Consider the following 16,513-nt stretch of genomic DNA (forward strand, 5'->3'; position numbering starts at 1 on the left):
TAAAGTTATTCATAAACTAACAGAAAATATATAAAATAAAAATATTTGCAGATGTTCTTCTAAAACAAAACAGGTATATAATGCTTATTGCCCTTGTGTTGATAATGATTATGCAGACTCACTTAAGGAAGAGAATATAGGAAGCCTTTTTATGTGGCAAGCCATGTTTTATAATCAATGTATGTTGAATAATGTGGGTTTTGATTATGAAACAGGAGAGCCTTATTCCGCTGATTTTTGGTGGTGTAACTTCGAATCGTAAAGATGGAGTTGTATTTACATGGAAAGAAGTTGATGGAATTTAGTACATACTAAAATATCTCTATGTTAAAACCACAATCAAAAATAGACGAAGATGCAACAGTGTTAAGTGTAAGATTGGTGATATTGATGACATACAGTTGTCACTAAATATATTTATTTTTGCTCTTAATTGTTATTTGAATGATTGTATACGAATAAATAAAATTAAATGAGAAAATTATTTCTGTCCTCTTCTTTCAAAGATGTAGCATCTTTATTGATAGATTTTGCAAAAGAAGACATAAAAGGGAAAACCGTAACTTTCATCCCAACTGCGAGTATTAATGAAAAGGTAAAGTTTTACGTTGGATCAGCACGTAAAGCATTCGAAAATATGGGTTTAGTAGTAGACGAGTTAGAGTTAACAAAAGCTACTAGTAAGGATATACTGAACAAGTTGAAAAAAAATGATTATATCTACGTGTCGGGAGGAAATACATTCTTTTTACTTCAAGAGTTAAAGAGAACAGGAGCAGATAAGATAATTATAGATGAAATTAATTCGGGAAAATTGTATATTGGCGAATCCGCAGGAGCAATGATTGTGTCTCCAAATATTGAATATGTTAAGGATATGGATGATTGTAAGATGGCATCAGGTCTAAATACATTCGAAGCTTTGAATATAATTGATTTTTATCCGGTGCCTCACCATACAAACTTTCCGTTTGCTAAAGCAGTGGAGAAAATAATAGCTAAATATGAATCAAAAATAAATTTATATCCGATTAATAACTCTCAAGTTATTTTAGTAGAAAAAGATAATATTCGGGTTGTTGGTAAATAATTTATATGCATTTATAGGGGCTGTTTTTGCCCTGTGCTTATATGAAAAAATAATAGGAAATACCGAAAGTATTTCCTATTATTTACTAAAAATATCAGATGTAGGTTGGGGCTGATTTATTTAGCAGTAGCTTCTACGTATTCCTTACCTTCGTCATCCAAGATAACAACTTTAAGGCTTTCTTCTGATTTTGAAGATAGGGTTACTTTAGTAAGTTTCTTATCTGCATTGTAGGCAAGAGCTGTAACATTATAAGATTCAGTGTATCCTTGTATCGCAGCTTGTACTTTTTCATTCAAGTCTTCAAACTTCACGTCTACATATCCATCATCGTTTGTTTGATTGATAGCAACAACTGCATTATTTTCACTAGAGAAACTTTGTACATTTGCAAAAGTTGATGTTCCAAAAACTATCGCAATGGCTAACATCATAAATTTCATTGTTTTCATGTCTTCTAATTTTTAAATTACTATTAATTTAGGTATAAATGTGTAATCTTCACTTACACTATATAGTTTGCAATAGCTATGCCAAAAGAAATAGAAATGTCTTTTGTTTGTGTAATGTGTTTATTATTAGATTTTTATTTCAATTTTATTTTAATAAAGAAGAATAATCGAACTGTAGAATTGTGGAAAATTTCTACAATCTAAGTTGTGGAAAACTAAATAGAATCATTAATTGTTCGTTTTATATATAGAAAAGACTAAGTAATGGTAGAAACTCCCGAGAAAAATATAAGATTCAAAGCTGTACTGATATATTTAATCGTAGCTCTTATTTGTTGCGGAATGCTCATTTATATATATAAACTTAGAGACGATATCGATGATCAAAAAAGAAGGGTTTTGCAGTATTATAAGGAGTTGTCACTTGTAAACAAGCTGATTGATTCTGTAAACGCATCACAATTGGAAGTAAACCTTTATGTATCTTCGAAACAAGTAAAGCATTATAAACTCTTTAATGAAAGATTAAATATTGTTGAATGTTTAATGGATTCTCTAAGTCATATAAATCCACTACACAATGAGAAACTACAGCAGATCAATAATCTTTTGGTAAAGAAAGGAGTAATTGTATCAAATTTGAATAAGCAGTTTAGCAATAAAAATCCAATCGAGTCAATAAATGAAGTATTAAAAGAAATTGATCCTGTTATCAGAAAAGATACTGTTTTAGTTACTGCTACCATACAAGATACTATAATCTATTCGGGCTCTAAAAAAGGTTTTTGGAAAAAACTGGGTGAATTATTTTCATCATCAAAAGGATCAGATACTGTAACTTCTATTACTACAGCCAAATTGGATACATTGACCATGCCCAAGAATGATACACTCCATATAGTATCAGAAGTCACAGAAATAGCCGAACAAGCTAAAGACGATTATGTAAAACGAATTATATCAATCGAAAGCAATTTAAGTAATCTAATTGTGGCAGACCAAGAAATTTCTTCTGAGATTACAACATTACTTATTGGTCTGTATAACCAGACTGTACAGACAAGACTTGATGAGATTCAGAAAAGCGAACAACTTATACGTGATAATAATACTTACTCTATTATAAGCAGCATTGTTTCTCTTATCCTGATTTTTATATTCATATTGCTTATAATAAGTGATGTAAATAAAAGTTATAGGTTGCGAAAGAATTTAGAGCAGGCAAACCGAAGAATCAAGCAAATTATGGATAGCCGTCATAAGTTATTACTGTCTATTTCTCATGATATCAAAACGCCTCTTAATTCTATACTCGGAACCTTAGAATTAAAAGAAACAAAGAATGATTTCCTTTCTGATGAGATTCGCACAATGAAGGATTCGGGACAATATATTCTTGCACTTTTAGGTAATTTATTAGAATTTTCGAGCATTGAGCAAGGTACCTCGAATATATCGAATCGTATATTTAATTTGCGTGACCTGTATCTGCAGACAGTCGAGATGTTTACACCATTAGCCAATAAGAAGAAGCTAAAATTGTCTTATACATTTGAATTCGATGAGAATTTGATATTATCATCTGATTCTTTAAAAATCAAACAGATACTAATAAATATCTTATCTAATTCGATTAAGTATACATCTGAAGGCTCCGTTCAATTTGATGTGAAATATTCTAATTCCATATTATATTGCATTATAGAAGATACGGGCGTAGGTATTCCTGAAAATCAGATAAAAGATATATTTCTACCATTTAGCCGGATAGATCAAAATTCTCATTTATCTGAAGGTTCAGGCTTTGGGCTGTACGTGGTTAAGGGGTTAGTCGATTTACTAAGAGGGAGTATAAAAGTTTCTTCTCAGGAAGGGAAAGGCACGAGAACTGAAATATCTATTCCTGTAAGCGAGGTCTTTGTAAAGGATAGTTTCATTCCTAAGAGAATATTAGTGGTAGACGACGATATGCCTTATCTGATTATTATTCGTAATATGTTGTTAAGACTAGGTCATATACCATCTACTTGTAATAATATAGATGAATTTGACGCGATAGTAGCTGAGATTGGTCAATATGATGAGATCTTGACAGATATGGAAATCGAGACTTTTAGTGGTATTGATGTTTTAAATAGGATAAAATACAGTCGAATAAATGTACCGATTACAATAGTCACAGCCCGAGAAGATGTCGATTATGATGACTTTATAAGAATGGGCTTTAAAGCCTATATTAAAAAGCCTGTGTCAATAAGTGATCTAAAATTATTATTTGGAGGGCAAATAAAAGATGAAAGGGTGATAGGTTTTAGTTCACTTAATAAAATTCTGGAAGAAGATACCGAAGCTTTACATGAGGTTCTGATATCTTTTGTTCAATCTACATTCGAAAACGTGAGTAGGCTTAAGCAGGCTCTCCTTGAGAGTGATTTTAATACGGCTCAACTTATAGGTCATAAAATGCAGCCAATGTTTATACAACTTGGGGCTGTTGATAAATTAGATGTATTGAAGAAACTAGATGCACATCGTTTAGATGCTGCTGTAATGTATCCGGAGTGGGAGAGCGACGTCTTTGAACTTATCGAATATGTCGAGCAAATAATAACCGATGTTCAAAATTATTTGGATTCTCATTAAATTTCCATACCATATTGATGCATTTTATTGTAAAGGGTTTTTCTATCAATATTGAGTAGGTTAGCTGCTTTCGTTTTATTTCCCTTTGTTATTTTTAAGGCTTTGATAATTTGCTCCCGTTCATCTATTGGTAATAAGATTTGCTCTGTTTGCTTCGGGATTTGGATAAACTCAGGTAAAAGGTCTGGCGTAATTTCTGTTCCTTTCGTAAACAATACTGTTCTACGTATTACATTTCTTAATTCTCGCAGATTTCCGGGCCAGTGGTATTCTTTTAGTATCGACATACACTCTTCCGAAAATCGCTCCACTTTTCGTTCCAATTCTTTATTGGCATCAGTTAAGAAGCTATTTGCAAAAAGAACAATATCATCTTTTCGCTCGCGCAAGGGTGGAACTATGAGTGTAAATTCATTTAATCTATGGTACAGATCTTCTCGGAAACGTCCTTCGGTGATAGCTATTTCCAAATTTTCATTCGTTGCAACTATCATTCTTACATCTACTTTTATGTCTGTGGCAGAACCCACCGGGCGTATTTTTCGCTCCTGTATGGCTCTTAATAACTGAACCTGAACCTCATATGACAAGTTTCCGACTTCATCAAGAAAAACAGTACCTCCCTCTGCTTGCTCAAATACGCCCTTCTTATCTGCAATAGCAGAGGTAAATGATCCTTTAAGATGTCCGAACAATTCACTTGGGGCTAATTCTTTTGATAAGCTACCACAATCCACAGCTATAAACTGAGCTTGTTTTCTTTGACTGTAATCATGTATCATTTTAGCCGTATATTCCTTTCCGGTGCCGCTTTCTCCTCTTATAAGTACAGACAAATGTGTAGGTGCTACGAGTTGTATATGCTCATACATCTGTTTGGATAAAACACTGGTACCATAAACGATACGTGTAGTAGAAGGTGTTTCTTTTGATGTTCGAATAGGAGTATGATTTAGAGCCTCTTCTATTTTTGATTTTAGAACTTCCGGGTTTATGGGCTTTTCCATATAATCAAAAGCTCCTAGTTTAATAGCCGAGACTGCGCTTTGCACTTCCCCATAGCTGGTCATAATGATAACAGGTGTATTTATTTTCTTTTCTCTAATCCAAGTCAGTAACATTATACCATCTCCATCAGGAAGTCTTAGATCTGTGATAATTAACGAGAAATCAACTTTTAATAAATCTTTTTTAGCTTCGTCTACAGTCGATCTAACCAAAGGATCGAATCCATTTTTATTAAACCATTTTTTTAGGACAATTCCGAATGTATTGTCATCTTCAATAATTAAAACTTTGGAAGCCATTATTCATTATCAGTTAGAGAAATATTATCTCAAAATTATTTGTTTTTCTTCTCAGACGAAAAGCTTTTATTCATAATTAACACTAATAAATAAAATGCTATTAGATCAACTTACTAATCAAAGTTGTATAAAACAACATATAACTGAAGGGGATTAATCTCCCCTCAACTATATTGTTTGATTAATAATAATCATATGTTTTTTGTAAATGATATTGATAATGGGTAACCTAAATCAATTCCATTTAAATAGTTTCATACCTATAACGAAACAGATAATTCCAAGAGCCGATAGAGTACAAGTAGGATAAATCACTTCCATCCATCCTGCTCCCTCATTAAAAATACTACGTATTCCATCTGTTAGTGCCGTTAGCGGAAGTAACTTAATAGTACTGATGCTCCATTCAGGGAAATTATGGTAACTAAAGAAGATACCCGATAGTAACATCATTGGCATTTGTACTGCATTAATCCATCCTGTACCCACCTCCGTTTTAGTAGTGCGGGATGCAACTAAGATGGCGATTCCTGTAAACGCAAGATTGCCGGCCAAAAATAAGACAATCAACGCTCCGATGTTTCCTTGGATATGAATATCGAATATTAGCCATGCGAAAAACAGAAGAATCAGAGACTCAACTACATTCATGAGAATACGTACAAACATCAATGCAAACAAGAAATTCGATTTCTTCATGGGTGTCGCAACCATCCGTCTTAACAGCTTCTGAGATCTTCGTTCGATAATTGTATAACTAATTCCCCACATAATAGAACTCATCAATCCGAAAGCAATTAGCCCCGGTATGAGGAAGTCAATATAACGAACACCCAGTAATGTTAATGGTTCTATATTGGTGTTTTCAGCATTCATGGTTGAATCGGGTGATTTTACCAATGCTGAAAGTTTCATATATGCTAATTGAGACTGAGTGTTGAGCGGGTCGAAATGATAGATGGCCTTTCCCAACGAGTCTGTTACAATGACATCTGCTTCACCCCTCTTTAATGAAATGATAGCAGAATCCCAGTCGCTTTGTGAGAACTTAAATACGGTATTACCCAGTTCTTTGTTACTAATTTTCCAATTTAGGACGTTCCCTTCTTTACTCTGTACACTTGTTCCATAAATATGGAGGAGTGAATCTAATTCTGTTTTATTCTTTTCAACAAGAATAACATTAAATTTTGATTCCGTTTGCTGTGTAAAAGCCAAACCCAATCCGATGGAGATGAGTACAGGAAAGATCATACCCCAAAAAAGAACTTCCGGTTCACGGATTGTTAATAAAAACTGGGTCTTGAAAAGTTGATATAGTTGATTGGTTTTGATTGATTCCTTTATTGACATAATTGAAAGTATATAAGTGTTATTTACAGTACAATATTTCCGTTCTCTCGAAGAGCTTTTCCTGTGAGGTTGATAAATAATTCGTCGAGGTTGCGGGAATTTTCGTCCAACAATTCTTCTAGTTTTCCTTCCTTTAATATTTTTCCTTCATCAATAATGATTATATGGTCGCAAAGAGATTCAGCTTCTTCCATATAATGTGTTGTCAGGATAAGAGTGGTTTCACCTTTGTCTTTTAATTCTTTCAGAATATTCCACAGATCGAGTCGTGAATGTGGGTCAAGTCCGGTAGTAGGTTCGTCCAAAAAAAGAATTTGCGGAGTATTTAGTAGTGCTACTCCTAAGGCTAGCCGTTGTCGCTGTCCTCCGGAGAGTGTTCCTACCATAGATTTTCGTTTACTTTCCAGACCGGTGAGTTCGATAATTTCATTTGCTCGTTTCTCGCCAAGTCGGAAGAAACTGGCAAACAAGCATAATGTTTCAAAGACAGTCAGTTTATCCGAGAAACGAGTCTCTTGCAATGATAGACCTATTATCGCCCGGAGTTCCTTTTCATTCTTATGCCAATTTTTACCCTGCAAGAGAATTTCTCCCGAGTCCGGCTTTTTTAATCCTTCCATCATCTCAACCATTGTTGTCTTTCCGGCTCCATTAGGCCCAAGCAAAGCTACAAATTTACCGGGTTCTATTCCAAAAGAGATACCTCTAACGGCATGTACATCCTTAAATGACTTATATACGTCTTTTACTTCTATCTGATACATTATTCTAATTTATTTACCCTACCTAATTTATTATTAAGTGATAAAAGTAATAACGAATTTTATCACTACAAAGTTTTGGTATCTGGTAATCTATTTTGATTATGGCTCTAAACACATCTTTATATCCATATTAAAATTAAAGGCGTATGTTGTTCATTAGTTTGTTATTGTATGTTTCAGTAAGAATATTTTGGAGATGTTGTATTTGCTATATTCAATACCGCTTTAGAAGCCACGATGAATAATCAAATTTTTATATCTAAAGAATATTATTAGAAAAATATTAGAGCCCTACTCTTTAATTCTAATGTTTTTATAATGGATTGTTTTTCATTTGTTTATGTTGCAATATCTACCTTTGCAGTATCAAAATTAGAAAACAATATTATAAAATCAAAAATAGTTTAAATCACAATTAAAAAATTAAAGAAATGAAAAGAATTTATTTGTTTATCGTAGGCTTTATATCTTTGGTAACAATACCGAAAGCAAATGCATGTACACGTGTCGTTTATACCGGAGATAATGGAATGGTAGTAACAGGTCGTACAATGGACTGGAAAACTGAAATGCATAGTAATATATGGGTTTTCCCTAGAGGAATGGAAAGAAGTGGGGAAACTGGAAGCAATTCTTTAAAATGGACCTCTAAATATGGTAGTGTAGTAACATCTGCTTTTGAAATAGCCAGTACCGATGGTATGAATGAGAAGGGTTTAGTTGCAAATTTGTTATGGTTGAATGAGTCTGTATATCCGGCATGGGATAAGAGCAAACCGGGACTAACCATAGCTGCTTGGGTGCAATATATGCTCGACAACTTTGCTTCGGTTGATGAAGCTGTTTCTTTTGTAGGTAAAAATTCTTTTCAAGTAGTTTCTGATAAGATGCCTGATGGTTCGAGACTGGCAACATTACACCTTGCTATTTCTGATGCTACAGGCGATAGCGCTATTTTCGAATATATAGATGGAAAGCTCAATATCTACCACAGCAAGGACTATAATGTAATGACCAATTCTCCAACTTATGATAAACAATTGGCCTTGAATGACTATTGGAAGTCTATTGGCGGATTGACTTTCCTTCCGGGTACTAATCGTGCTGCCGATCGTTTTGCGAGAGCAAGCTTCTATATCGATGCACTTCCTAAAATAGGTGATGAGAAATTAGCGGTAGCAAGCATTTTCAGTGTTATTCGTAACGCTTCTGTTCCTTATGGAATTTCTACTCCTGATAGTCCTGAGATTTCTACAACACAATGGAGAACAGTATCGGATAGTAAGAATTTGACTTATTTCTTTGAATCGAGTTTGACTCCGAATACATTCTGGGTAAATCTTCAGGACATGAATTTATCAAAAGGTGCTCCTGTCCTTAAATTGTCTTTAGCTAATGGTGAAACTTACAATGGGAATACAATAAATAACTTCAAGGTTTCACAGCCGTTCAAATTTTTGGGTGTGAATGATTAAGGAATAAAGATTGAAAAGTCCATTGAAGAAATGGACTTTTCGATTTGTATTTTGCACGTAGTTTATTACACTTATTTTTGGTCTTTATCCAATAAATATACTACCCACTTTGGCTCTGTTTTATAATAATTTAGGATTCGGTGTTACATCGTTTTATTCTCGAGCCGTCTTTATCACAAAGTGCAATATTCTTATCTTCTTAAGTAAATCAGATTCGCACTTGTTCTAAAAGTATTTACGCTACCATATTCCGATATTATTTTTCGGTATATAACTGTAAAGATTTTTTCTCTTTGGAAAAAGTCATGGGTGTCTTATTCTATTTTATAACGACAATCGGACATTAAGAAGTGTAAAATATTTATTGATAGATCGTGCGTTGCTACTGTCTTATCCGTTTGCTCTTATTGAGGAGTATTTATGATAAATCAATTAATTTCTATAAATAATCTAATTATTCTTTGGAGAATCAGATAACATACAAATTATTAGAAGCTTTACATAAAGGGAACCATAAAGCATTTGAAACTATATTTCTGAAGTATTTTCCGAAAGTAAAGTATTACATAAATGGCTTTGTAAAGTCTGTTGCTGTTGCAGAAGAACTAACTCAGAATGTATTTGTCAAAGTTTGGGAGAATCATGATTCGTTTACGATAACTTCTAAAGGGATTAAAGGCTTTGATTCATATATATACACGATTGCCTATCGCCAAACGATCGATTACATCCGAGGCAAACAGATTCGCGAATCATTTTATAATGAACGAATAGTATTACCCTTAGACTTAGTAAATGCTGAGGATGAGTATATAGCAAAGGAAACCATGCTGCTGGTAGAAATGGAAATAGAAAATATGCCTGAAAAGCAGCGAACTATATATAAGATGAGCAGAAATCAAGGGATACCGAACGATAAGATAGCCGAACAGCTAGAGATAAGTAAAAGAACAGTCGAAAATCAATTGAGCTTAGCAATGAGAAAAATTAGAAATGTACTATCATTTTTCTTTTAAAAAAAGATATACAATGATCATATTATTAAAACATTATGTAATTAAAGAAAGAAAATTATTTTTTTGACCGTGCGTAGATATAGGCTAGATCGTTTTTAATACAGAACGTGAAAGTAAAGCTCAACAAAAAATAGAAAATGGATAATATACCAACTAAGCAATATTATAAGCTTATAAGCCGGTTCTTTGAGAATAGATACTCCGAGAAGTTGGAAAATAAGATACATGCATGGCTGGTTAATCCTGAAAATTCTGAAGAAAAGCAAAAAGCTATGCATAGGCTCTGGGATTCATTAGATAATCAGGAAGATTTATCTTCTAAACAAGAATATGAAAAGATTACAAAAAAACTAGGCTTTAACAAAAAGAAAAGAATGAGCCAACGCCCTTATTATTGGCTTCGTGTAGCAGTAGTGGTTTTACCTTTACTACTATTGATAGGAATATATAATTTGACGAAGGATGTTCAGAAAGATAAAGATAAACAGGTGGTTGTAGTTGATGTTCCTTATGGCAAACATGAAGAGGTGAGGCTCGCTTGCGGTTCGCAGATATGGATTAAGCCGGGGAGTAAAATTAAATATAATGAAAATTCGAATGACAGCGCAAGAATTATTAATCTGGAAGGGCAAGCTTATTTATCAGTAACAAGGCAGAAGGACATGCCATTTATAGTACGCACAAAATATCTAGATGTAAAGGTCCTTGGAACCCAATTTAATGTATCGGCATATCCTGATGACCAATCAACTGTTGTAACACTAAATAAGGGTTCGATTGCTATACGAACTATTGATAATAGGGAATTTAAACTAAAACCGAATCAGCAGTTTGTGTTAAATAACACAACCAAAGAAGGGATCATACGTGATCTGGATACAAATGTAGTTAAAGATATTGCGGATTGGACGAATGGGAAGATTGTATTTAATAATGAAACACTAAAAGCAATTGCTTTAACGCTTAAACGAGAGTTTGATATTGATGTAGAAATTGATAAAGATGTCGATCTCAATAGAAGTTATACACTAACGATAGACCAATCGGATAACATAACTGAGATAATAGAGATATTCAGATGTCTGGATAATAGCTTATCCTATAAAATAGAAAAAAATACGGTATATATAAGTAATAATAAGACAGAATAACCAACTTAAAAATGCAACTATATAACAAAATGTATCCACTTATGTATGGATATAGGCTTTACATGCTCAAAATGATACTTTTTTTACTTTGCTTCTATGCATTACCTGCACTATCGGCACAGGAGAGTAGCGTGACAGTTGTAGGACAAAATATTCCGGTGAGTGAAGTTCTATCTCAGATAGAATCTCAAACAAAATATTCTTTTGCCTTTGTAAACTCCAACTTTAACACAAACCGTAAGATAACAATTAGGTTGCATGACGCTGATCTGAAAACTGTTTTAGATAAATTGTTAGCAGATACAGACTATACTTATACTATACGTAAAAATCTTATTTTTTTATCTACGACTAAAACCTCTAAAAAAAAGGAAAATCTTGTTCACGTAAAAGATACTAAAGAAAGTCCGTTAGTATCTGTTAAGGTGGACAAAGAGTTGAATGAGGAAATAAAAATAATGCCTGTTGATCTTTCATTACCATCAGAGAGCAAGCATGTCACTTTGGAATCGATATCCTCAGCAAAAGATTCTTTGGATTTGAACAAAATGGTTGATATTCTGAATAATCTGACAGATTGGAGACCAATTCAAGCGAAGACTCCTCTATGGGCAGTAAAAAGTAACTTGTTGTTTGATATAACTAGCTCGATTGCTTTTGGAACAGAATTCAAAGTCGGAGAAAGATACAGCATCGATCTCTCTTTTAGTTACAATCCATGGGAGTTTAATGTAAACAAGAATATGAAACATATACTTGTACAGCCTGAAATTCGGTACTGGTTATGTGAACCTTTCAGTGGTCATTTTTTCGGATTGCATGGCGTCTATGCTTATTATAATTTGACTGGGCTTCCATTCTCGGATTATATGAAAAGCAGTCGTTTGCAGGGAGACTTATATGGTGTTGGATTTAGTTACGGATATCAATGGGGTATGTCTAAACGTTGGTCGCTTGAAGGAAATTTTGGAATGGGGTATGTCCATGCTGATTATGATCGATATGCCTGCAAGAATTGTAAAAAGTTTTTAGGCAGTGAGAGCAAAAACTTCTTTACTCCCACTAAGGCTTCATTATCTGTGATTTATTTTATTAAGTAACAGTTTGTAACAATCAAGAGAGAATAAAAATTGGCAGACATACTTCTAAATATGTTTGACTAATAAAATATAACAAATATCTAAAGCCTTTAATGAATGGCTTAAGTAAAATCATATGAAACGAATATTAATATTTATACTATTCACAATCATTGTATTAAATGTTTCTGCAAAGGGATATACAGGACGAATCATTTTTATAAGTAACGAGGTAAAAGAAGAGAATGATAGTCTTCATATATACTTTAAAGTAAATATCCGTGCAGGTGCTGTCAGTGATTGTACTGCCATGTATTTAACACCTCAGTTAGTTTCAAATGAATCAATTATGGAGTTTCCCTATATGCTCATTTCCGGAAATAAGAAATACAATCTAATCGAAAGATGGAGGTCTTTAAATAAAGATAAATTTGAAAATATTGTTCCCTATACAACCATTATTACCAATCAGTTTACAGATACATTACTTACTTATGATTTTAAAGTTCCGTATGAGATGTGGATGGATAGTGCACATTTTGTAATCAAGCAAGAAGTTGCAGGGTGTAGAAATGAAAGTCACTTGTTTACTTTTCTGATGAACAATAAGGTAAAATTAAAATTTCAGACCCCTTATCAGGTAAATCCTTCCGTTTCTTATATAGAGCCAAAGTATGAATCTAAAATACTTACAATACATGGAGATGCATATCTTGATTTTCAGGGAGGGAAATCTGTTATTCTTCCCCAATATAGGCATAATCAGGAGGAGTTAGAGAAAATAGATACTTTGGTAAAAGGTATTATCAATGATCCTGATTTAAAAATAAAAAGCTTATTTATTGAAGGTTATGCTTCTCCTGAAGGTTCATATGCCTTTAATGATCGCTTGTCATATGCACGGGCAATATCCTTGAAAAACTATATGAAAGATAAATTTGGTTTTTCGGAAAGCTGCTTTCGGGTAAGTAATATTACTGAAGATTGGGATAGGCTTAAACAGCTGGTACTTCAATCGAATATTACATACAAGAATGAGATAATAAATATTATAGATAATGCAGATACTTCTGATGGATACGAGTTTGAACTGAGAAAACTAGCAAATGGAGTACCTTATAAACAAATGTCAGACGAATTATTTCCTCAATTGAGGCGTGTTGAATATAATATAAACGTGACGGTTAAAAATTATACACTCGATCAGTCCAAAAGTTTATTTCGAAAAAAAGACTCACAACTCAATCAATTGGAACTTTATGAAATAGCTCAAAGCTATGGTGAAGGGAGTAAAGAATTTGTAGAGATATTAGTCGATACTATTCCAAAATATTATCCCGGCGATCAAACGGCAAATAATAATGTAGGTGCAGCTCTTATCTTAGTAAATGAATTGTCTCTAGCTAAAAGAAATCTATTAAATGCAGGCTCTAATCCATCCACATTAAATAACCTTGGTGTCATTTTTTTGAAAGAAGGAGATCTGGATCAGGCTGAAGACTTGTTTCGAAGGGCTTTAACAGGAGGGGTTCCAGAAGCAGGTCATAATCTACAGGAGTTGCAGATCAAACGAGAAGATAATCTCAAATTAGAACGATATAATAAGTAAGGATGAGAGGTGTGATTAGAGTATTGATAATCATTATAAAAACATTAGATTTTTAGATGCTGATTCTAACTTTTTTATAATGAGATATATAAGATCATCCTCATCTGATATGCCTAGTTTTGTACTATAAATTAAAGTGATTGATAATCTCGAATCAGGAAACCTGAAAAAGATTTATTCGATAAATAATTTATAAAGAGAGAATCCATAAATAAATAATTAATTCAAAAACAATTTTAAAAATGAAAGTATTTTTCAACTATTTAATTGCAACTTCAGCTCTGATAGCTGGTTTCACAAGTTGCTCCAATGATGATGACTTAATAGGTAAGGGTGGAAACCCTACTCCTAATGGTAAAGCTACAACTTTTACTCTTTCGATAGCTCAGCCAAAAACTTATGCAACAGATATGAATGCTACTGCCGATGAAAATATGATGACTTCAGTTGATGTATTCATCTTTAACGATAGCGATGTCCTTGAGAAACGTGAACGTTTGAGTAGTTCAGACTTTACCTCGTCTACAGATAACGAGTACACAGCTAACAGGACAATTGCAACAACAGTAGGAGCAAAAAAAATCTATGTGGGTGTTAACTTATCCGACGAATTAGCAAGAGATGTTGCAAGCAGGGGGCTGACTGCAATATATCAAGTTTCAAGTGCAAATGATTTAATGAATCCTGCAAACGGTTTTGCTATGTTCAGTAAAGTTGCATCAAATCCTACTTTTGTAGAAGAGACTGATACTAATGCTGCTACAGCAAACAAAGTATCTGCAACTGTATCTCGTTTATTAGCAAAGGTAGCCGTAGAAAAAGGCGCAGGATTGCAATATAATGTATTGGGAGGAACAGTATCTGACTTACAATTTTCACTAAGTAACATTACGAAATTATATTATGTACTTCCTAGTGCTTCAACGTTTAGTCCGACCAATACACTAGCTGATTTTTATAAAGAAAATACTTATAAAGCTGTAAATGCAAATGGTACAACCATTACTACAGCAAATGTATCGTATGCTTTGGAAAATATATCTGCTCAGAGTCTCGAAGGTTATTCTACCTACACTTCTATCCGTGCAAAATTTTTACCAACTAAAGTTGTAAAACTGAGTGTTGCCGGAAATGGTTCTAGCGGATTAGTTAGTGAAACGGCTCCGGTTAATCCCCAAACATTCTATGTTGTATCAAATGCCGGTGTTAAATATTATTTTATAGATCAAATAGATGCTGCTGCTTATGATGCTACAATAAATGGGACTACTCCAACTATGATTACCTATCAAGACGGATATTGTTTTTACAAGGCCTATTTGAATCCGGCACATAATTATAATATTTTCCGTAACAACCTTTACAAAGTAAATATTACTGCAATAAATGGTTTAGGACAAAGTGGAGATAATATCGATAATCCGGGTCATGAAATATCTAAACCAACTAACATTACAGTTGATATAGTGGTTGAGCCTTGGGCAGAAAATACTCAGAATAGTGAAATTTTATAATTCTAACATTAAAAGAAAATAGTTAATACCGGTATCGCAAAGCAATGATACTTTGCGATACGGATTAACTCAATAAAAAGATTCTCTTATTGACAAATATTTATAATGAAACACTTGAAATATATACCGCTATTATTTCTGATTCTGTTAGTTTCAATGCAATATTCTTGTATTGACCAGAAGCTGGAAGATTGCCTTCCCGAAAATAAAGATATACGTGTATATTTTGAATACACACCTCGAATCTACTCAGGTACTATTCTGGATACAAAAGAAGTAAACGATGTAAAGCTTTATATATTTGATAAAGATGGCAACTTTATGCAAGAAAAGCATGATGCTCAACCATCATTCGGAACAAATTATTACATGACTATTTCTCTTCAGCCAGGCACATACACTTTTGTTTCATGGATAAATTTAGAAGATCCATATAAACAAAACAGCTACTCGAATTTAGATGAAAGACGAGTATATATTGAAAAAGATAAAGATGATACTGTCCGAACAAATCCTCCGGCATTATTTTATGCCTACAGAACATCGGTAGATGTAAAAGAAGAGCAAGATCAAAGTGTGAGATTGTCTCTTACAAGAAATACAAATACAATAAATATTAAGACGAAAAATTTCGTACCAAACAGTAACGATTACAAGCTGATTATAACAGCACGTAACGGTATTTATAAATTTGACAACTCATTCGCTTCCGATACGGAAGAGGTTCATTATACAAGTTCTCTGCTAATTGGCGGAGATCAACAATTGTCAGGTTCACAGAATATACTCAGATTGAGTAAAGACCGTAAAGATCCTATCCTGAAAATTCTAAGTCCTATAAACAGCCAGATTGTCTATCAGGCCAACCTGATGACTCTTATCGAAAAAGTGAATGAAGGCGGAGAGGTGATAGATATCGAAAATACATATACATATGACATTCTATTGACATTTGCTCGCCCTTATGTTCCCGGGCAATCTAATATGGATATAACGGTTACCATTAATGGATGGGTCGTAAATATGGATAATACAGAATTACAATAACTCATAATAATAT

Annotated in this window: 13 protein-coding genes; 9 read left to right on the forward strand and 4 right to left on the reverse strand. The window is 33.4% G+C overall.

The annotated features are described in order from the left end of the window. Window positions 1-472 precede the first annotated feature (472 nt). The gene (locus PKC55_RS13410) at window positions 473-1,090 is read left to right on the forward strand and encodes a peptidase E (protein WP_291126022.1); all 618 of its coding nucleotides are present in this window, start codon (window positions 473-475) and stop codon (window positions 1,088-1,090) included. A gap of 116 nt (window positions 1,091-1,206) precedes the next feature. Here the strand turns inward: PKC55_RS13410 and PKC55_RS13415 are convergent, their stop codons facing one another. Beyond that, window positions 1,207-1,542, reverse strand: a complete 336-nt coding sequence (locus PKC55_RS13415; RefSeq protein WP_291126020.1) for a hypothetical protein — start codon at window positions 1,540-1,542, stop codon at window positions 1,207-1,209. Window positions 1,543-1,806: 264 nt separating this feature from the next. Between PKC55_RS13415 and PKC55_RS13420 the strand changes: the two genes are divergently transcribed. Further along, window positions 1,807-4,185, forward strand: a complete 2,379-nt coding sequence (locus PKC55_RS13420) for a hybrid sensor histidine kinase/response regulator (protein WP_291126019.1) — start codon at window positions 1,807-1,809, stop codon at window positions 4,183-4,185. On the opposite strand, the gene PKC55_RS13425 is transcribed toward PKC55_RS13420, so the two are convergent. The 3 genes from PKC55_RS13425 to PKC55_RS13435 form a co-directional block, all read right to left on the reverse strand. After that, window positions 4,182-5,492 carry a sigma-54-dependent transcriptional regulator gene (locus PKC55_RS13425; protein ID WP_291126017.1) on the reverse strand — a complete coding sequence of 437 codons (1,311 nt, stop codon included), beginning with the start codon at window positions 5,490-5,492 and terminating at the stop codon, window positions 4,182-4,184. The genes PKC55_RS13420 and PKC55_RS13425 overlap by 4 nt on opposite strands. 234 nt (window positions 5,493-5,726) lie before the next feature. Further along, on the reverse strand, window positions 5,727-6,845 hold the full coding sequence (locus tag PKC55_RS13430; protein WP_291126015.1) for an ABC transporter permease: 1,119 nt from the start codon (window positions 6,843-6,845) through the stop codon (window positions 5,727-5,729). Between the two features lie 23 nt (window positions 6,846-6,868). Further along, window positions 6,869-7,609 carry an ABC transporter ATP-binding protein gene (locus tag PKC55_RS13435; RefSeq protein ID WP_135104210.1) on the reverse strand — a complete coding sequence of 247 codons (741 nt, stop codon included), beginning with the start codon at window positions 7,607-7,609 and terminating at the stop codon, window positions 6,869-6,871. Between the two features lie 431 nt (window positions 7,610-8,040). Between PKC55_RS13435 and bsh the strand changes: the two genes are divergently transcribed. From bsh to PKC55_RS13470, 7 genes are all read left to right on the forward strand, one after another. Beyond that, complete coding sequence (bsh, locus tag PKC55_RS13440) at window positions 8,041-9,084, forward strand: bile salt hydrolase (protein ID WP_291126013.1); 1,044 nt, start codon at window positions 8,041-8,043, stop codon at window positions 9,082-9,084. A 461-nt stretch (window positions 9,085-9,545) separates the two neighbouring features. Next, window positions 9,546-10,100 carry an RNA polymerase sigma-70 factor gene (locus tag PKC55_RS13445; RefSeq protein WP_135104212.1) on the forward strand — a complete coding sequence of 185 codons (555 nt, stop codon included), beginning with the start codon at window positions 9,546-9,548 and terminating at the stop codon, window positions 10,098-10,100. A gap of 137 nt (window positions 10,101-10,237) precedes the next feature. Continuing rightward, complete coding sequence (locus PKC55_RS13450; protein ID WP_291126010.1) at window positions 10,238-11,251, forward strand: FecR family protein; 1,014 nt, start codon at window positions 10,238-10,240, stop codon at window positions 11,249-11,251. A 71-nt stretch (window positions 11,252-11,322) separates the two neighbouring features. After that, on the forward strand, window positions 11,323-12,351 hold the full coding sequence (locus PKC55_RS13455; protein ID WP_324373400.1) for a DUF3575 domain-containing protein: 1,029 nt from the start codon (window positions 11,323-11,325) through the stop codon (window positions 12,349-12,351). Between the two features lie 115 nt (window positions 12,352-12,466). Further along, entirely contained in the window at window positions 12,467-13,939 is a 1,473-nt protein-coding gene (locus PKC55_RS13460; protein WP_291126006.1) for a DUF3868 domain-containing protein, read from the forward strand. Between the two features lie 242 nt (window positions 13,940-14,181). Continuing rightward, on the forward strand, window positions 14,182-15,453 hold the full coding sequence (locus tag PKC55_RS13465) for an Mfa1 family fimbria major subunit (protein WP_291126004.1): 1,272 nt from the start codon (window positions 14,182-14,184) through the stop codon (window positions 15,451-15,453). A gap of 105 nt (window positions 15,454-15,558) precedes the next feature. Further along, on the forward strand, window positions 15,559-16,500 hold the full coding sequence (locus tag PKC55_RS13470) for a FimB/Mfa2 family fimbrial subunit (protein WP_291126001.1): 942 nt from the start codon (window positions 15,559-15,561) through the stop codon (window positions 16,498-16,500). The last annotated feature ends 13 nt before the right edge of the window (window positions 16,501-16,513 follow it).

Origin of the sequence: Dysgonomonas sp. (assembly GCF_035323175.1) — a bacterium.
In the GTDB taxonomy this organism is placed as follows: domain Bacteria; phylum Bacteroidota; class Bacteroidia; order Bacteroidales; family Dysgonomonadaceae; genus Dysgonomonas.